The sequence below is a fragment of the Streptomyces caniferus genome (assembly GCF_009811555.1).
GTDB classification, from domain to species: Bacteria; Actinomycetota; Actinomycetes; order Streptomycetales; family Streptomycetaceae; genus Streptomyces; species Streptomyces caniferus.
On sequence record NZ_BLIN01000005.1, the window covers coordinates 4,044,112 to 4,062,226 of the forward strand.

Here is an 18,115-nt window from a genome sequence, read left to right on the forward strand (position 1 = left end):
CCGGAAAGGCGGCCTCAGTTGCGGATATGGGCTCTGCCACGGTTGTCACTGCCAGACCTCTCCTTCTGCCTTTGCGCGGTCGGCCGCCTGTTTGGCTTGGTCGATTTCGTGGCGGGTTTGGGCGGCTAGGAGTTCTTCGCCGGGGCGGTAGCCAGAGGCGAGGTAGGCCCAGGAGGATTCGGTGACGAGGGTGGTGTTCTCGTCGGGCTGGTCGTGGCCGGCATCGGTGTGGGCTTGTGCGGTGCGCCAGGCTTTGCGTACGTCGCGCAGGGCGCCGAGGGTGGTGGAGTAGCGGCGGGATTTGGTGGAGAAGTGGCCGCGGAATCCGAGCATGTGCGCCCATTTCCAGAGCTTGAGGTTTGCGAACTCGGGGAGGTGGCCGAGTGCCCAGGCGGTGCGGATCATCTGGCGGACGTGACGCTGGACGCGGAGATCTCGGAGGGGTTCGGCCTGTCCGGTGCCGTCGCAGTCGGCGCACAGGTCGCGGAAGCCGTCGGGGCCGCGCAGGTAGCCGCGTCCGCCGCAGGGGGCGCAGATAAGGGAGCGGTCCACGGTGCCGGAGTCTTCGGCGCTCTTGGTGGAGTACTTGGCGACGTAGCCGGCAACGGCCTGGTCGGTGAGTTCGCCGTCGCCGAGTGCGGTGATCTCGCGTACGTCGACGCGGTCACCCCAGCGGATTTCACGGTCTCCGGTGTGATCCGAGGCCACCGTGAGGCACGCCCGCATGTCCTTGGTGATCTTCTCGTCCGGTTCCTTGAACGTGGCGTACTTGATCGCGGCGGTGAGAGCACCGACGGTGGCCCAAGAGGGCGGGGGCTCGGTGCTGCCTTCCGGGCCGTCAAGGCGGATCACAGCGTGGAAGTGGACGAGGCCGCGCTGTTGGTATTCGGCGACCTTGGCGAAGGAGATCCGCAAGGCGGCATTCAGGGCCTTTTGCGTCATGTTGAGGTAGGCGGCCAGGGCGCGGCGGATGTAGGTGGTGGTCCGCGCCCACAGGGCACCTGCGTGGGCGTTCCAGAGCACGGCGCCCGTGTAGTCGTAGGTGGACGGACGCAGGGGCGTACCCAACTCCGGTGCACCTTTGTCGTGTTGGGTACCGCAGGCGCAGCGGCGGTTGCCGGGGATGTTGTGGACGGGGCCGAAGGAGGGGGCGGTGAGGGTGGCGAAGACGCGGGGGTGGGTGCGGACGGTTTCGGGGACGGTCTTGCCGCCGGAGAGTCCGGCCTTGATCAGGTGGTAGGTGTCGGCGGCGTAGACGCGGGAGCAGGACGGGCAGCGCGAGGCGCGACGGTTTCCGCAGGTGGTCAGCAGACGGCCGGTCGGTTCGTCGGTGGTGCTGTAGGAGCGCAGAACGGTGCGGGTGGTGGCGTCGAGGGTGGTGGTCTGGCCGACGAGGTTGACAGGCCGGGTGCATCCGGCGACTTGGCGGACCTGTTCGTTGACACGGTCGAAGTCGTCGAGGTTGGCCAGCTCGATCAGGTCCCGCACGGCGAGGCTCTTCACGTGGCGCAGGTCGAGCATGCGGGGCATGGGGGCTGTCCTTTCCGTTGGGAAGGGGCCCCGAGCAGCACCGGACAGGGGTGTGGTGCTGCTCGGGGCATGGCGAACCGAGGCCGGTAGGCCAGGGCGGGGGAAGTTGCCGGAAAGGCCGGCGGAGGATCAGGCGGTCAGGGCCTGGTGTGCGGCTGTGGCCAGCGGGAGGGCGACGCCGAGTCGGGCTTTGAGCTGGGCGGCCGTGATGGGCTCGCTGTGCTCGGCCTGGTGGGATGCGGCGATCTTGCGGGCTTCCTCCAGCAGCGGAGCAGGCACCGCAGCCGAAGCCGCAGGGGCCTCTACTGCTCTTGCCAGGGCGGGAGTCGGCTCGGGCGTAGGGGCCGGAGCCGTATCCGTAGCTTGCGGAGCCGGAGCCGGTTCGCTGGCCGGGGCCGGGGTGGCGTCGGCGGAAGCCGGGGCCGGGGCGGGCTGCGTCACGCTGTGGAAGTGGCGCAGGAGCTGGGGGCCGACCGCTCCCCAGCCGAGAAGGAGCAGGGGTGCCACCGCGTCCACGCAGGCGCGGCCCCAGTGGTGTGCGATGAGGGGTTCGGCGATGTTGAGGGCCAGGGTCAGCAGCCCCGACAGGTGCATCAGCCGGGAGGCGGAGCGCATCTGCTCAGCCGGGATGCCGCGCAGGGACAGGTAGCGCAGAGCCACCAGAAGCCCGACCACGGACAGGTCGACCATGGGGGCGATCAGCGGTGCGACGGCGCGGGGGACGCCCAGGCGCAGGGCCAGGGACCAGACGTTGCCGAAGGAGAAGACGAACGCCAGGGCGGCGATGACGGCCATCACCACGGTCACGGTGCGCTGAGTGATCCGGTCCTCAGACATAAGGGTTCACCTCCTTCCAAGTGGTCTGTGGGTGTGGTGTGTGCGGGTCAGGCTGCCTCCGGGGTGCCGTCGTCGGAAGCGGGCTTGGTGAGCCGGATGCGGCGGAGATCACCGCCGGGGAGCTGGGCGTTGAGGAGTTCGGCGGGGTCGCGGGTCAGGTGGGCGGTCTCGGCGGTGATGCGCACGGCATCGGCTTCGGCAACGAAGGGCGTGCGGATTCGGATGAAGCCGGGACGGCCCTGGTGCTGCATGACCGCGACGCCGACGTAGGCCGGATCTTGCAGGTGAATCGGGTTGGCATCCGGCCAATCGCGGATGGCCTCACCGAGCGCGGCCACGGAGGCTTCAGCGGTCTTCTGCGCGAAAGACAGGCCCACCGGGCACACGTCCCGGATAAACGTGGGGATGGCGTCGCCCGTGGTCTTCTGTGAGGTGAGGATGACCAGGATGCCGACACTGCGGCCCATCTTCACGAGGTTCTCGACCAGTCGGGCGTTCTCCGCAGCCAGCGCGGCCAGCTTCTTGGTCTTCGGGTCACTGCCCTTGTAATCGCGGAAGTAGGTGTGCGCCTCGTCCATGATCAGAACGACCAGCGGCCACGCTGCGGTGGCCCCGACGTGCCACATGTCCTTGGTCTTCAGCACGTCCTTCATCGCCAAGGTGCGCGCTTCGCGCAGGTCCACCAGCCGCTGGAAGAGCTTGTTGCCCTCTTCCAGATCGCTGCCGACGAACGCGAAGAGGCGGTCAGCCAGATCGGCGTAGTCGCCCACCCGGGACGAGGTCACCTTGCCGTCCGCCACGGCGAACTGGATCGCGGGCGAGGGCGCACAGTCGCAGATGAAGCGGTTGATCAGTGAGGACTTCCCGTAGCCGGGCAGGCCGGCAACCGTGACGCCGGGCACTTCGGCGAGGTCCACGGCCACATCCTGGGCATACTCGTCCAGGCCCAGGTTCCACGTGGTCAGCTTCTTGGGCGGCTTTCCTGACGGGACGTGCTCAGTCGAGGTGATCAACGGATCGACCCGCACGCCACGGATCAGCACCCGCCCGGGACCGTCGGGCTGGACCGAGACGCGGGTGCAGCGCCAAGCGTCCGCCAGGAACCGCGCGGCCTTCTGGAACTCCTCCAGGCCGACCTTGGGAAGGCAGTTGGCCCGCACGAGCAGCCCGAACCGGTCCGGCTTCACCTTCAACACCGGAGTAAGGACCCGGGGCTTGGGGGGCTTGTCGGCGTCGGTGGTGGTCAGGGAGGCCAGCGCGGTGGGCATCTTGTCGGTGACCGACAGTCCGGCCATCTGCGCCAGTCGCTTCCAGCCCCGTCGAACGCGGATCGCCTGGCGCATGCTGGCTCGCATCATGCTGTCGGCTGCGATGTAGCGGCCCAGCCACACAGCCCCCATGACCGCAAAGACGGTCGCTATCGTCACCGCCACCACCGGGGCGTAGGTGGCGAGTTCGTTCACTGTCACGTCTACTTCCGTTCTTCGTAGAGGAAGGCCCCAAGGGCCTGGTCGAGGTCGCCCCAGTCGAAGTCGTTGATGACCGGGGGGAATCCGTGTGCCGCCAACACCGCCGCCACGTCATGCGTGACCTGCTCGCTGAAACGGGGGTCCGGGCGGGGGGCTGGGACCGGATAAGCCCGATCCCAGCCCGGAATGAAGTCCCTCACTCGCCCGGCTCCGTGCCCTGGTCAATCACCAGTGCCTTGGCGCGGTAGGCCACACCCGAGGACACCTGACCGTTGAACAGGTTGGCCCAGGGGTTGGCCATCAGGTCCACGGTCCTGATCGGCATGCCGGGCTTGAGGCCGTCGGGCAGACCCTTCACCGGAACGGTGACCTTCAGCGCCTCAGCGCGCTCACCCTCCATCAGGAAGATCATCACCGTGGACAGCGGGGAGCCGGTCTCACGGTCAACGGCCCGCTCGCCCTTCTCCTGGTCCGCCCACTTCGCCACCGGCAGGCCGCCAGCCATGAGCTGGGTCTCTTCCGTCATGCCGACGCGGATGCTCGTACGGGCCATGGGCCTCTTCCTTTCGTTCGGCACCGCCGTGTGCGGTGCTCGGTAGACCCATTTACACATAGCCTGGCTAGCCCAGTCAAGTCACCGAGCTAGGGATGTGCTGGCTAGCCCTGTAATTGCAGGCGAATCCTGGGTTAGCAGGGCTAACGCGGGCTACCCTGAGGGGCATGACACCCCCGAGCCAGCACGACCCACGCCCGCCCTACCAGCAGGCCGCAGACGCCATCCGGCGCGACATCGAGACGGGCAGACTCAAGCCCGGCCAGCAGCTCCCGTCGCACCGCGAACTGCAAGAGATGTTCAACATCGCGAACATGACCGCACGCTCAGCCCTTCGAGTACTGCGCGAGGCAGGGCTGATCTACACCGTGCAGGGGCGCGGCAGCTACGTGGCCGACAAGCCGGGCGAGCGCAGCAGCGACACCCAGGCAGCCGGGACTGCTGCGGGTGCGCGCAAGAAGGCGGAGGCGGACCCGGAGAGCCGTCAAGCCACCGAGTCCCTCCCTGAAGTGCTGCACGCACTGCATGATCAGATCCGCACCCTCAACGCGGAAGTCCAAGACTTGCGCAAGGAAGTGGACACACTGAAGGCGCAGCGCGAGAAGTCCTAGGCTGGCGCTTGCCCCTCGCGCAGGTCCGCCACGTCTTCCCTCATTGCCCGAAGTTCCTCACTCAGACGGCCCACCATTGCGCTCATCTCCTGGATCAGGGTGAGCACGTCCTCTTCCTGCGCGGTCGCTGAAGTCTTCAAGGCGTTCCCGTCCACGGTGCTCGTCCCCGTCTTGTGCGTCATTTCGTTTCCACCCCAGTTACCGCCAGTGCCCTTACCGCCCCGCTTACCGAACGCGCCCACTCCGGTAACGGAAGCGCCACGACCTTCCTGGTAAGCCGCACGGTGTACCCCTGGCGGGCTTGGGAAGCGCCGCCCCAGCAGCCAAAGGCCGGCAACCAGCCCGGACCCCGGCCCCCACCTTTCGGGCCCTCGACCTCACCCTGCCGACGGCGGGAAGCGAGCGCAGTAGCGGATTCCGCCCAGCGGCCTGCCCCTGTCCAGCACCCCACCCAGCGGGAAGCAAGCCGCACCGGCATCCCACCCGGCGGAACGTTTCCGCAATCACCGCTCATCGCCTCCACGGCGCACTCCTCCACTCCGTTGGGACACCGAGCGAGCGAGAGTCCCTGCTGCCCCTCACCACACCAACCGGTCCCGGATTTCCCCAGTCCGGCATCCCGTGCCACACTCCGGCCCTTCTCTGACCAGCACATCACCGCTGTCGGACACCTCCTCATGCACGCGCTCCCTCACCCGCCGACCCAACTCGCCGGTCCGCAAAACTCTCTTCACCAGGACCAAGTCCGAGCAGAAGGCCATTTGTGACAGCACGTGACGCAGATCACACCGATCCCCCTCCCTTCGAGATGCCGCCCCAAGTGGGGTTCATGGTGCAGAGGGAGCCCGGCTTGGGCAGGCCGTGATTGCGTGCTAGGCGCCACCTCCCGCCCCTGAACCGCCTTCTCCACAGAGAGGGGAAGGGGGGAGCGCCAGACGCGACACCGCCCGCGAGTGACCTGGATCACACCTTCCATCTCCGCTTTCCTCGGCACGAAAAATCGCCCGCGCATGGCATGTGTGATGCAGGCCATGCAAGTCGAACCCGTCCTTTCAAGGTGCCGCCCGAAGTGAGATCCATAGTCCGGAGAAACGCCGGTTTGGGTAACCGGCGATCGTCGGCTATGTTGCGCGCGCCTCGGGGCCCCACCCGCCGCACCTGCACTCCTCCCTGACGGCCCCCTTCACTACAGAGAAGGGATCGCTCAAGGCCCTGATGTGACACCGGGGCCCGACTTTCTTCATCGCCCGCGCACCACATCACCCAGACCGGACACCTCCGATCGGCAGCTGGGATCAGAAGTCGGCGATTCATCAGCAACCCCCGCAATTCGGCGTAGTGAGCCACATCACTTGTGGATAACTTCGAGCGATCTGCCACTGCGACAGGCCCAGGAAGATCTTCAAACGAACGGCCTGTGGATAGAATTCGCCGACCCACGAGACAGACCCGCACAAATTGCCGCGCTCCAGGGCAATAAGGGGCGCGAGCGGCATAGGCGAGGTAGCGGCGGCGGAACGCTTCGCAGAAGCGGCCAAAGAGGAGCGGCAGCCGAGCTGTTCAAAGTTTCTTTACTGAATCAAGGCGGCCCGCTACGCGGGCCGCGCGCGCTGGCGGCCGAAGGCCGCCGACGCTCCTGTCTACCGCCCCGCTCTCGGCAGCCCCCGGCAGCTCAGCGCGCAAGGACAGTAAGCGTGCCGACGGAGCGCAGGAAGCAACCCGACCAGCCCGAAGCAGCACCACCAGGCCGACACCACGGCAGCACCCGCCACAGCCACCACGACCAGGCGCACGCGGCCAGCAGCCCAGGCCGAGCCGAATCCGCGGTGACATCACGCAGTTCGCGACCCGATCCAGAACAGAGCAGAGGGGGCGAAGGTCCGCTGTGGCGCGGGTGGCACACGTGGCGGGTGCTTGTCACAGCGCGGCCGCATCGTGGCCGACTTTCGCGGGCTCAGGTCACGACGCGACGAAGGTCATCCAAGCGCCGGCCTCGAAAAGTGCCGGAGTTCATGCCAGACAGCAAAGAACCCCGCCGCTCCGGAGGAGAGGAGCGGCGGGGTTCGTCGGGGTATTGATCAGCCGTTGGACTTAGCGAAGGTCACCAGCCCGGCGAAGCCCTCACGGGTCAGGCTCAAATGAGGGCCGCGCGGGTCCTTGCTGTCACGGACCAGGAACTCGCCAGTGACCTCTGCGTGGTCCGGTGCCCACTCGATGCACTGACCACCGTCACCGCTGCTGTAGCTCGACTTGACCCAACGAATGGGCGTGTTGCTCATTGTGCGTACTCCTTGATCGCTTCGCGCAGTGCGCGGAGTGACTGTTCCGGGGACAGTGCATCAGCGCGCAAGCGCTCGTACCGATCCGTGCCGGTCGCCACGACAGACGCTGAGTCGATGACGCGGCCCAGTCCTTGCGCCTCCGAGTAGAGAACAGGCGCTGAGTCTTCGTCGTCGTCGAACGTCAGCAGCGTAAAGGCTTCGGCGGCTGGTGGGGCACCCGAGTCGAACGGCAGGACTTGAACGGTCACGTTGGGGGTCTGGCCCACCTGCAACAGGTGCTCCATCTGCCCACGCATGACCTCACGGCCCCCTACCTCCCGGCGCAGGCACGACGCGTCGAGCACCACCCACAACAGCGGTGGCTCCGGTCGTTCGAGGACGCTCCGGCGCGCAAGGCGAAGGTTCACCTCCTCCTTGATCATGTCGTCGCAGTCCCGTGGGTGGGCGGCGCGGAACAGTGCTTCGGCATACGTGGGGGTCTGCAAGATGCCCATGATCAGAAAGGGCGAGAAGTCGAGGACCTGAGCGGCCTTCTCCTCAAGATTGAGGTACGGAACGAACCACTCAGGGTGTCCGTGCTTGCTCACCCTGGCCAGAAGGCGCGCGAAGTAGCCCGACGTGTTGAAGAACAGGTCACAGCGTTCGGCGAAGTGGGGCGACGCGAGAGCCTTGCCGCTCTTGACCTTCGATACGTAGGGAGCCTTGTAGCCGGTGAAGTCGGCTAGCTCCTGCTGGGTCGCTCCCTTGTGCCGTAACGCCTCCTCCACCTCCCTGCCGAACCACTCAAGGCCGTTCACAGGCTCCGGCTTCCGTTCGCTCATACGCCCGACTCCCCACCTTTCCAAGTCCGTTGGAAACCCCTGAGACCTGTTGAGTGTACGCCGCCGGGGTCACTCTGGGTGCAGTCCCACATGCAATTGCGCGACACCGCGAAAGCGAAGGACCCCCGGCATGCACAAGGAAGCGACCTACCGGCCCGCAGATGGCACGAGCGGGCTGGACGCCCGCATAGCGGCGGGTCGCGTCCGGCAGCGCCCAGGGACCGGCGAGACGTGGCTCAGCCGTTGGGCTCTCTACCCCGCTGGTGTCCGCAGGGGCCCCTACGCAACACCGACGCACACCAACCTGACGACGACCATGGCCGGTCTGGAGAGGTTGCTAGCAGTGATCCGAAGCGAGGAAGCGACGACCGCTCCGGCCGTCCAGAACACCGCCCTTGAGCCTGTCCCCGTTGAAGGCTGTGTGATTTGCAAGGCGGCTGCAAACGGCCGCACGTCCGCCTATGCCCGTGACGCTGAGGGGTCCGTGCGGGCCTTCAACCTGATCATCGGGCAGCACCCCCACCGACGCGTCACGGACTGGGAGGGGGCCAAGGAATGAACGCCGACAACCCTGACCACCGTGACGCTCCGATCCGGTCAGCGCTCGTATTTCCCAAGTGCTTGTGCGGCGACCCCAAGTGCCCTGACTCGCTGGGCTCCCTGGCGGATGACAAGCCGGAGCACGAGCGGGCCGACGACGACCGGTCTTTCACCCCGACCATGCAGCGCATTCGACCGGGCGTCGAGAGGGAGAACCGGCGTTGGGGGTGGGGCCGGTGAGCTGCCACAAGTGCCGGCTTCTACGCGCTGATTTGGTGGTCTCCGAACGGAGCGGCGACCAGACGAAGGCCATCGACTGCCGGGTTTTGCTGCGGCGGCACCCTCAGCACGACGACGTACCGGTTGAACGAAAGGGGGAGTAATGGACTCCCCGGCCGTGAGGAGTAGCGCGGACCCCTTCGCGGGCACGGCTTACGCGAACAGCCCTGAAGGCTGGTGGACGGAGTACGGCGGCGCAGTGGACGTGCGGTCGGGCGTGGTCTATTTCCCGCCCGGTTCCAAACACGTGCCGTGCCCTTGGGAGGACTGCGTGCGCGGATGCCGAGATAAGGAGCGAAGGACGTGAGGACCCTTTATCACCGCGTGGCCGCATTCGCTGGCCCGTTGCTGATTATCGCCATCAGCGGAGCGTGTGGATTCGTACTCTGCTACGCGGTGACGGCCGACAACTGAGCTCCCGCCCCTGCCGGATGTCACCGGATGAGGTTCCCCCGCATCGTTCGGAATCTCGGCAGGGGCGGGGCACAACTCCGCTATCGGCGGGGGCTTCCCGGGGCGCCGGGCCGCTTCCATCTCGGCGCCCCAACCGATAGCGGGTGCCCGGCCCGTCGTAGGGGTGGGCCGGGCACAACCAGCCAGAATGCCAACGCAGGGAAAGCGCATGAGCGATCAAGACGAAGTCACCACTGCGGTCTACGTTGCGGGCGGCCGGAGCTATCACAAGGCACAAGACTGCGTGGCACTGGGTAGGCACAAGTTGCCGCAAGTGGTCGTTACATCGCTTACCAAAGCCTTGCGGGAGAACAGGACAGCATGCCGCTTGTGCTGCACAGGGGCGGCCTGAAGCATCACACCTCAAGCCCCTAGACAAGAACCACGAGGCCCAGCCCCAAAGAAACCTCCAAAGCTCCGTCCATCTGCCGGCCAACTTATGGAATTCCTTCCGGACTTCCGATGACTGGCGACAAGGACGGGTAATACCGCCCGGCCGTCAAAAGAGATAGCCGAGCGGCCACAACACAAGAGGAACGAGGAGAAAGATATCTATGCAGGCCACTGCGACGGCACCTAAGCGCGTTCCCTGGGGAGTCAGCAGGATGCGCCCCTACCCGAGCGTGCACCAGGCCGGTTATGCCACGGCCGAACTCGATCCCACCACGCAGACCACTGTCTTCCGCGACACGCAAGGCGTAGTGGTCGACATGGGCAAGCACGGCACCAGCAAGGGGACTGAGACCAGCCCGCAGTCCACCAACCAGGACAGCCGCAACGACACCGACCACGACCAGGACAGCGAGCAGGACTGATGATCGACGCTGGACCGGTCGCGGTCGTCACCGAAGTGGACGACGTCACTGCCGACATGGTGATTACCGAGCTGAACAAGCGCGGTGTGCCCGTCGTGCGGTTTGACCCCTCCGACATCGGCGACGGCCTCTTACTCTCGGCTCGGTTCGGCGCCACCTCGGCGGAATCTACCGCCGGCCACCTCCGGACCCCCTCCAGGAATACCGCCCTGGAGGGGGTGCGGTCCGTGTACTGGCGGCGCCCAACCTGGCCCCACTTTGACCACCTCGACGCCCCGGACGCCCGATTCGCGCAGGCCCAGGTCCGTCACGGACTCGGCGGCAGCCTGTACGCCTTGCCGAACGCCCATTACGTGAACCACCCACTCCGAAACCACACGGCCGAACACAAGCCCCTGCAACTAGCCGTGGCCGAACGCGTCGGCCTAACCGTCCCACCCACGCTGATCTCCAATGACCTGGACGAAATCCGCGGGTTCATCGCTGAACACGACCAAGTGATCTACAAGACGTTGCGTTGGACCCCCTACAGGCGTAGCGACGGCGTAGGGCTGACCACCTGGACGGAACCCGTCACCGCCGATGAGGTGGACGAGAGCGTGGCCGTGGTCCCACACCTCTTCCAAGCACGCGTGGACAAGGTGGCGGACATTCGCGTGGTCGTCGTCGGCCCGAAGGTGTTCGCGATCCGCATCGACTCCGACCTGTTGGACTGGCGAGCCGACTACAGCAAGCTCAGCTACGAGCCCACCACCCTCTCCCCCCAGGTGAAACGCGCCCTGGCAGAGCACCTGGATCTCTTCGGCCTTGCCTCTGGCAGCTATGACCTGTGCATCACCCGTGACGGTGACCTCCACTGGCTGGAGCTGAATCCCAACGGCCAGTGGGGTTGGCTCGAAGACGAGACCGGGCTCCCTATCGCATCCGCGTTCGCTGACCTCCTGGAGCAAGGACCCACCCCATGACCCACACCGACCCCGCAACACTCCGCCGCGCTCTAGCGGACCGCCTCGAACACGGGGAAGTCCTCAAGACCCCCGCATGGCGGAAGGCCGTCGAATCCGTACCCCGGGAACTGTTCCTCACGTCGTTCTTCAAAGACGAGGCCGGCCCCAACGGCATCACCCAGTACACCCCCATCACCCAGGCCACCGACGCAGACGAGCGACTGGCCCTCATCTACCAGAACGAGACCTGGGTGACGCAGCTCGACGGCCAGACCACGGCCGACACAGCCGACGGACCCATGACCGGCTTTCCCACCTCTTCCTCCACCATGCCGTCCACCGTCGTGGGGATGCTCGAATCCCTGGACGTGGAGGAGGGCATGAACGTCCTGGAAATCGGTACGGGCACGGGCTACTCCACGGGCCTCATGTGCCACCGTCTGGGAGAAGACAACGTCACCAGCGTGGAAGTGGACCGCTCGGTATCGGAGCGAGCGGATGCGGCCCTGGAAGAGGCCGGGTACTCAACCTGGACCGTCACCGGTGACGGACTCCTAGGACACCCCCGCCGCGCACCGTACGACCGGATCATCGGCACCTGTGCGGTCCGCCGCATTCCCTACACCTGGGTCCGGCAGACAAAGCCCGGCGGGATCATCCTGGCCACAGTGGGCCCTAGCTCCTGGTCCTACGGCACCGGCCTGGCAAAGCTCACCGTGAAGGAAGACGGCACGGCAGAGGGCCGGATCATCGGCCGCGCCTCATTCATGCCCGCCCGAGCGGAAGCCTTCACCCCCTTCTCCGGAGACCTCTCCGCCCGCGCCGCCTACGCGAAGAGTGAGCGGCGGACACACCTCTCCCCCGAGGTCCTCAACGACTGGATGCCCGCCTTCCTGGCACAGCTCGCAGCCCCCGGAGCCCAGCTCGTGCGGGCCGTCAGCGACTGCCGCGAAACGGTCTACCTCTTCGACTCAGGCCGCGAGGCGTTCGCCGCACTGACCGCCGACGACGACGGGTGGATCGTGCGGCAGGGCGGCCCAGTAGAGATCTGGGACGCCATCGAAAGCGCGCTCGACGCATGGCGGAATGTCGGCTCACCAGGCATCAGCGCCGTCCGGCTGGAAGTCAGCGCCCAGGCACACGCCTACTGGATCGGCGGGCAACAGATCACCACCGAGGCCCGCTCCTACTGGATTGGAGACAAACCAGGTCTTCGCTGGCGGCACGAGCACCAGCCGCTTCCTGTTTGACCAGCACCGGCACGCCCCGGACTACATCCAGTCCGGGGCTTGTCGATCACGTGGAGAGCTGAACTCAGCCCTTTACGCAGATGACCTGCTTGAGCTTCGCGACCACCTGCACCAGGTCCCGCTGTTGCTCCATCACCTGACCGATCGGCTTGTACGCACCCGGGATCTCATCCACCACGCCGGAGTCCTTACGGCACTCCACACCCCGCGTCTGCTCCTCCAGGTCCCGCGTCGAGAACTTCCGCTTGGCAGCGTTCCGGCTCATCCTTCGGCCGGCACCGTGCGAGGCCGAGTTGAACGACTTCGGGTTGCCCAGGCCACGGACGATGTACGACTCCGTACCCATGGAGCCGGGGATGATCCCCCACTCCCCCGAGCCCGCGCTGATGGCTCCCTTCCGGGTAACCAGCAGATCCATACCCTCGTACCGCTCTTCGCTGACATAGTTGTGATGGCAGCTGATGACACCAGGGCGGTACTCGACGGTCCTCATCTGACCTTCGGCATCTTCCTGCTGGCAGGAGATCACCGGCTCGAACGTCGGCCGGGCCTTGCTGAACTCCTTGCGGACGACGTCCTGGAAGAGCGCCATCATCACGGCCCGGTTGTGCTTGGCGTACTCCTGCGCCCAGAACAGATCGTTGCGGTAGGCCGCCATCGGCGGGGTGTCCGCGATGAAGACGGCGAGATCGCGGTCGACCAGGCCCTGGTTGTGCGGCAGCTTCTGCGCCTGTCCCATGTGGAACTCGGCCAGTTCCTTGCCGATGTTCCGGGAGCCGGAGTGCAGCATCAGCCACACCGCGCCGGTGTCGTCGAGGCAGAACTCGATGAAGTGGTTACCGCTTCCCAGCGATCCCATCTGCTTCGTCGCGCGTTCCTGACGGAACTTGACCGCGTCGGCCACCCCGTCGAACCGCGACCAGAAGTCCCCCCACCCCGCCGTCGGGTAGCCGTGCAGCCGCCCCGGGTCGACCGGATCGTCGTGCATCCCGCGGCCCACCGGAATCGCCTGCTCGATCTTCGAGCGGAGCCGGGAGAGGTCGCCGGGCAGGTCATCGGCGGTGAGCGAGGTCTTCACCGCGCTCATTCCGCAGCCGATGTCCACACCGACCGCCGCCGGGCAGACCGCACCGTGCATGGCGATGACCGAGCCGACCGTGGCGCCCTTGCCGTAGTGGACGTCCGGCATCACGGCCAGACCCTTGATCCACGGGAGGGTGGCGACATTGCGCAGCTGCTGCATCGCGACGCCCTCGACCGTGGCCGGATCCGTCCACATCCGGATCGGCACCTGGGCACCGGGCACCTCGACGTACGACATAACTTCCCCATTCCCCCGAATTTATGAAAAACGCAAAAGCCGGACAATTTATCCGATCTTGGACGGCGAACCGGCGTTTGCGGCAAGACGTGCGATAGACATTGTGTCCATCGGCCGCCGACCGGCGGCAACCGCATTTCGTAGGGGAAGGAGCCGCGAACGATGCCACGGAAGCCGTTCGTACCCGCTGCCGCACTGGCGGTGGCCGCGGCGCTGACCGCGGGGCTCGCCAGTTGCAGCGGCGACTCCAGCCCCGACGGCGACGCCGCCGACGCCAAGGGCGGCGGCACCGCCACGTCGAGCCAGGCGGCCGAGCCGGGCCGCTACCAGACCCTCCCGGAGGCCTGCGGCCTGCCCTCGCGCAGCGTCATCCGCGGCATGCTCCCCGGCGACGGTCAGGCCCTGTCGAGCGCCGACGCCAAGAAGATCTACGGCGGCCAGGCCGACATCACCTATGACACCGACCGCCGCGTCGGCTGCCACTGGACCCGCGAGACGACGGCGGGCACCCGCCATCTGAGCCTGGACATCCAGCGCGTGGTCTCCTACGACTCCACCGTCAGCGACGACGACAAGGCGCAGGGGATCTACGACAAGAAGGAGCTGGCCGCACAGATACCGTCCGGCGGCGACGGCTCCCCCTCGCCCGCCACCCCGTCCCCGTCCGCCTCGAAGCCCAAGGACAAGGGCGAAGGCCCCGTCACGAACGGCGCGGCGGACAAGAGCGTCCCGGCGGACAAGAGCCCCTCGAAGGGCACGGACGCGAAGGACAAGAGCTCCTCGGACGGCGTGGGCAAGGCCCCGTCCGGGAGCCCCTCGCAGTCGTCCGACCCGAGCGCGGACCCCAGCGGGTCCACCGCCCCGCGCGTCCTGGACGACCTCGGCGACGCGGCCTTCCTCAATGACAAATTGGTCACAGCGGACTCCGGCGTGCACCGCGACGTCACTGTGGTCTTTCGCACGTCGAACGTGATCGTGCAGCTCACTTACGACCAGTGGTCCACGGACAAGTCGATGTTGCCGGACAGCCAGGAACTGCAGGACAAGGCCCGTTCGCTGGCCACCGAGCTGTCCGACAGCCTCAGCGAATAGTCCGGATCGAGCGCATTGACCGCCTTGTCGGCCGTGAAGAAGAAACGCCCGATTTAGGCGTTGCGCTCATCGACATGAATCGGTCACCCATCGCGCCACGCCGCGTACCGTGCCGTCTAGCCCTGCCCCGTACGCGAGGCGGGGCGGGCCCCACGGCCACCACCACGGCCGTGCCCGCCGAACCGACGACGAACAGCGAAGGAACCATGCACCGTTCAGCCAAGCGACTCGCCAGCCTTCTCACCTGCGCAGCAGTACCGGTGCTGCTCGTCGCCGGCTGCTCCGGCTCGGACAGCGACAGCTCCGGTGACGCCTCCTCCGCCCCCAGCCGACCGGCCAAGCCCTCGCCGACCGTCGCACCCGCCAAGTTCAAGACGCTGCCGAACCCGTGCGAGGCGTTCTCCAAGGACACCATCAAGAAGATGCTGCCCAAGGCGAAGGACGCCTCCGGGGAACGGGGCAAGTCCACGGACAACGACTCCCACGGCACCTGCTCCTGGACCAGCTCGGACGAGAAGGGCGTCGACGGCACCCAGTGGCGCTGGCTGGACATCGGCTTCCAGCGCTACGACTCCGACCCGGGCGTCGGCAGCGGCGAGAAGCGCGCCACGGACTTCTCCACCAAGCAGATAGCCGAGGCGAAGGCCACCAAGAACGCCAAGAAGCTCTCGACCGTCCGGACCTCCGGCACCGGCGACGAGGCGACCGCGATCACCTACGACGTGAAGCGGGACGACACCAACTTCAAGAACACCACGATCGTCGCCCGGACCTCCAACATCGTGGTGACGATCAACTACAACGGCGCGGGCCTGGCGGGCGCGGACGCCCCCAAGAGCGCCGACCTGCTCAAGCAGGCCCAGGCCGCCGCCAAGGAGGCGGTCGCCTCCGCCACCAAGGCCAAGGGCTGACGCACCCGATGCCGCCCGGGCCCCTTGCGGCCCGGGCGCCGCAGCACCTCCCGGCCCCTCGACGAGCTCCGCCCCTACCGGCCCCCGCCCGCCCGTGGGCATGTGCCAGGCTGTCGCTCGCAACAGACCGACTGGGAGGGGTCCTAGGGTGGCCGCGCCACTGAAGCTGACACGCACGCACCGGATACTCATCGGAGTGGTCATCACCGGCGCGGTGGTCATCGCCGGCATCGGCTTCGCCGGCTCCTACGCGGCCGTGCGCGAACTGGCCATCAAGAAGGGCTTCGGCTCCTTCGCCTACTTCTTCCCCATCGGCATCGACGCGGGCATCTGCGTCCTGCTCGCGCTGGATCTGCTGCTGACGTGGATCCGCATGCCCTTCCCGCTGTTGCGGCAGACGGCGTGGCTGCTGACCGTCGCGACGGTGGCGTTCAACGCCGCGGCGGCCTCCGATCCGCTGGGCATGGGCATGCATGCCGTCATCCCGGTGCTGTTCGTCGTCACCGTCGAGGCCGCCCGGCACGCCGTCGGGCGGATCGCCGACATCACGGCGGACAAGCACATGGAGGGTGTGCGCATCACGCGCTGGCTGCTGGCACCCGTCCCGACGTTCCTGTTGTGGCGGCGGATGAAGCTGTGGGAGCTGCGGTCCTACGACGCGGTGATCAAGCTGGAGCAGGAACGGCTCGTCTACCAGGCACGCCTGCGTTCGCGGTTCGGGCGGAGCTGGCGCCGCAAGGCTCCCGTGGAGTCCCTGATGCCCCTGCGGCTCGCCCGGTACGGGGTGCCGCTGGCCCAGACCGCTCCCGCGGGGCTTGCCGCGGCGGGCATCGAACCGCAGCTGCTGCCGGCGCCACCGCAGTTGGTGACACCCGCCGTGGAGCCTGAGCACCAGGAGCCGGAGCCGCGGACGCAGGAGCCGGCCGAGGCCGAGGAGCTGCCGAGCCAGTGGTTCGCGGCGCCGCAGCAGGTGACGTACCGGGGTGACTACGACCCGGGGTACCTCCCCGAACAGGAGCACCGGGCCTCGTACGACGAGTATCAGCAGATGCCGACGCGCGAGCAGGTCCCGGTACCGGCGCCGCGCCCGCCCGAGCCCGAGCCGCAGGTCCCGGTGCCGAACGGTGCCGGTGGGACGCGCCCGCTCGGCAAGGGCACCCCACAGGCGGGCCCGCAGCCCGCTCCGGCACCGGCCGCGGCCCCGACCGACGAGGACCTGTACCAGGTGTTCCGCCACTCGATAGAGGGCGAGGGCATGCCGACTCCGGGCGCGTTCGCGGCGAACCTGGAGGCCCAGTACGGGATCCGCCTGCAGTCGCGGGACCTCAACCGCTACGTGGACCAGTTCAGCGACCGCCTCAACGCGGAGCTGATGGACGAGCACATCGCGTGACGCACCCGCCGGGTACCTTGCAATCCGGGTGTCCGGTGCACGGCAGCGTGTCAGTGTCCTTGCCGTATCCCGCCCAGTGGCGAAGTCCTTGAGCGGAAACCAGAATGGAAGGGGGTTGCCGACGAGCGATCACTTGCCCCCGCGCGAGGAGTGACGCTTCGTCTTAGGCAAGGCAGCACTCTCTCCTCAAGACGACGCCTCGCTCCCGTGGCCCAGCAGCAGCTGGTCGAAGCCGAGCGGAAACAGCGAGTTTTGAGGTGACAGTATGTTCCGAATCATCACGCAACTACTTCTGGCCGCAGCCGTTTCCACGTCGATCGCGCTAGGCGTGGCACCTGCGGCGTCAGCGAGCGCGCCCGGCAACGCAGCGGCCTCAGCATCGCAACTGCCCGGCGCGCCCTGCCCCGATGCCCCCGGCCGCGACTGCACTTCCCCCGGCACGGGCACGTGCCCCCCGAATGACCCGAGCGGACAGGGAACGGAAAATCCGGGCTGCACCGCATACCCGTGGCTTCGTTCGTGAGCGGCTTATGTCGGCGGGTTCCGGAAGCAGTTGGCGAGGAGGCGGGTGGCGGGCAACCGCCCATGGACATCGAGGAGAAGCCACCGCACTGACGTGACCGCGAACGCGGAACGGCCGGCCGCCCGTCGGGAGGACCGGCCGTCGAGGCAGGTGCCCGAACCGCTGTGCCTGCGCGGCGTCGGCGTCGGCCGCTCCGCCCCTCGCCGTCGAACGCCCCCTAGACCGCCCCGGCCCCCGTCTGTTTCCCCTGCTTCGCCTTGCGCTTGTTGTCCACGTCCCCCCACACGGCCAGCGCCGCACCGGCCGCGAAGAGGCCGGCATAGGCGACCGACGGCAGATCGAACCAGTGGGGCAGCAGTCCCCAGGCGTGGTCGAAGAAGACCTGCCCGATGAATCCCATGACGCCCTGGATCATGATGATGAAACCTAAGATTCCCCTCATGGCTCCAGCGTGAAGGGTCCGGCCCCGGGAGTCCTCGTTCCCGGGG

Annotated in this window: 17 protein-coding genes; 8 read left to right on the plus strand and 9 right to left on the minus strand. The window is 67.2% G+C overall.

Features of this window, described 5'->3' with window-relative positions:
* Window positions 1–45 precede the first annotated feature (45 nt).
* From Scani_RS34315 to Scani_RS34330, 4 genes are all read right to left on the minus strand, one after another.
* Entirely contained in the window at window positions 46–1,530 is a 1,485-nt protein-coding gene (locus Scani_RS34315; RefSeq protein WP_159481596.1) for a replication initiator, read from the minus strand.
* A 129-nt stretch (window positions 1,531–1,659) separates the two neighbouring features.
* The gene (locus tag Scani_RS34320; RefSeq protein WP_159481597.1) at window positions 1,660–2,367 is read right to left on the minus strand and encodes a DUF2637 domain-containing protein; all 708 of its coding nucleotides are present in this window, start codon (window positions 2,365–2,367) and stop codon (window positions 1,660–1,662) included.
* 47 nt (window positions 2,368–2,414) lie between these two features.
* Window positions 2,415–3,830 (minus strand): FtsK/SpoIIIE domain-containing protein, encoded by a 1,416-nt coding sequence (locus Scani_RS34325; protein WP_308686604.1) that lies wholly within the window; start codon window positions 3,828–3,830, stop codon window positions 2,415–2,417.
* 202 nt (window positions 3,831–4,032) lie between these two features.
* The gene (locus Scani_RS34330) at window positions 4,033–4,389 is read right to left on the minus strand and encodes an SCO3933 family regulatory protein (RefSeq protein ID WP_159481598.1); all 357 of its coding nucleotides are present in this window, start codon (window positions 4,387–4,389) and stop codon (window positions 4,033–4,035) included.
* A gap of 167 nt (window positions 4,390–4,556) precedes the next feature.
* Between Scani_RS34330 and Scani_RS34335 the strand changes: the two genes are divergently transcribed.
* The gene (locus Scani_RS34335) at window positions 4,557–5,000 is read left to right on the plus strand and encodes a GntR family transcriptional regulator (protein WP_159481599.1); all 444 of its coding nucleotides are present in this window, start codon (window positions 4,557–4,559) and stop codon (window positions 4,998–5,000) included.
* On the opposite strand, the gene Scani_RS34340 is transcribed toward Scani_RS34335, so the two are convergent.
* From Scani_RS34340 to Scani_RS34350, 3 genes are all read right to left on the minus strand, one after another.
* The gene (locus tag Scani_RS34340) at window positions 4,997–5,182 is read right to left on the minus strand and encodes a hypothetical protein (protein WP_159481600.1); all 186 of its coding nucleotides are present in this window, start codon (window positions 5,180–5,182) and stop codon (window positions 4,997–4,999) included. The genes Scani_RS34335 and Scani_RS34340 overlap by 4 nt on opposite strands.
* Window positions 5,183–7,078: 1,896 nt before the next feature.
* Complete coding sequence (locus Scani_RS34345; protein ID WP_159481601.1) at window positions 7,079–7,279, minus strand: DUF397 domain-containing protein; 201 nt, start codon at window positions 7,277–7,279, stop codon at window positions 7,079–7,081.
* Window positions 7,276–8,103, minus strand: coding sequence for a helix-turn-helix domain-containing protein (locus Scani_RS34350; RefSeq protein WP_159481602.1), 828 nt, complete (start codon window positions 8,101–8,103; stop codon window positions 7,276–7,278). Before Scani_RS34350 ends, Scani_RS34345 begins: the two co-directional genes overlap by 4 nt.
* A gap of 130 nt (window positions 8,104–8,233) precedes the next feature.
* Between Scani_RS34350 and Scani_RS34355 the strand changes: the two genes are divergently transcribed.
* The 4 genes from Scani_RS34355 to tgmC all read left to right on the plus strand — a co-directional run bounded on the left by Scani_RS34355 (window position 8,234) and on the right by tgmC (window position 12,387).
* Entirely contained in the window at window positions 8,234–8,662 is a 429-nt protein-coding gene (locus Scani_RS34355; protein ID WP_159481603.1) for a hypothetical protein, read from the plus strand.
* A 1,267-nt stretch (window positions 8,663–9,929) separates the two neighbouring features.
* A complete protein-coding gene (gene tgmA, locus Scani_RS34360; RefSeq protein ID WP_159481604.1) occupies window positions 9,930–10,190 on the plus strand; it encodes a putative ATP-grasp-modified RiPP in 261 nt (86 codons plus the stop codon).
* Window positions 10,190–11,155: an ATP-grasp ribosomal peptide maturase gene (gene tgmB / locus Scani_RS34365; protein WP_159481605.1), complete on the plus strand. Its 966-nt coding sequence runs from the start codon at window positions 10,190–10,192 to the stop codon at window positions 11,153–11,155. Before tgmA ends, tgmB begins: the two co-directional genes overlap by 1 nt.
* Window positions 11,152–12,387, plus strand: a complete 1,236-nt coding sequence (gene tgmC / locus Scani_RS34370) for an ATP-grasp peptide maturase system methyltransferase (RefSeq protein ID WP_159481606.1) — start codon at window positions 11,152–11,154, stop codon at window positions 12,385–12,387. The genes tgmB and tgmC overlap by 4 nt, the downstream gene beginning before the upstream one ends.
* 64 nt (window positions 12,388–12,451) lie before the next feature.
* On the opposite strand, the gene Scani_RS34375 is transcribed toward tgmC, so the two are convergent.
* A complete protein-coding gene (locus Scani_RS34375; RefSeq protein WP_159481607.1) occupies window positions 12,452–13,708 on the minus strand; it encodes an RtcB family protein in 1,257 nt (418 codons plus the stop codon).
* A 162-nt stretch (window positions 13,709–13,870) separates the two neighbouring features.
* Between Scani_RS34375 and Scani_RS34380 the strand changes: the two genes are divergently transcribed.
* From Scani_RS34380 to Scani_RS34390, 3 genes are all read left to right on the plus strand, one after another.
* Entirely contained in the window at window positions 13,871–14,800 is a 930-nt protein-coding gene (locus tag Scani_RS34380; protein ID WP_159481608.1) for a hypothetical protein, read from the plus strand.
* 206 nt (window positions 14,801–15,006) lie between these two features.
* Window positions 15,007–15,711, plus strand: coding sequence for a DUF3558 family protein (locus Scani_RS34385; RefSeq protein ID WP_159481609.1), 705 nt, complete (start codon window positions 15,007–15,009; stop codon window positions 15,709–15,711).
* Window positions 15,712–15,859: 148 nt separating this feature from the next.
* On the plus strand, window positions 15,860–17,104 hold the full coding sequence (locus tag Scani_RS34390; RefSeq protein WP_159481610.1) for a DUF2637 domain-containing protein: 1,245 nt from the start codon (window positions 15,860–15,862) through the stop codon (window positions 17,102–17,104).
* A 740-nt stretch (window positions 17,105–17,844) separates the two neighbouring features.
* On the opposite strand, the gene Scani_RS34395 is transcribed toward Scani_RS34390, so the two are convergent.
* A complete protein-coding gene (locus tag Scani_RS34395) occupies window positions 17,845–18,069 on the minus strand; it encodes a hypothetical protein (protein ID WP_159481611.1) in 225 nt (74 codons plus the stop codon).
* Between the last annotated feature and the right edge of the window lie 46 nt (window positions 18,070–18,115).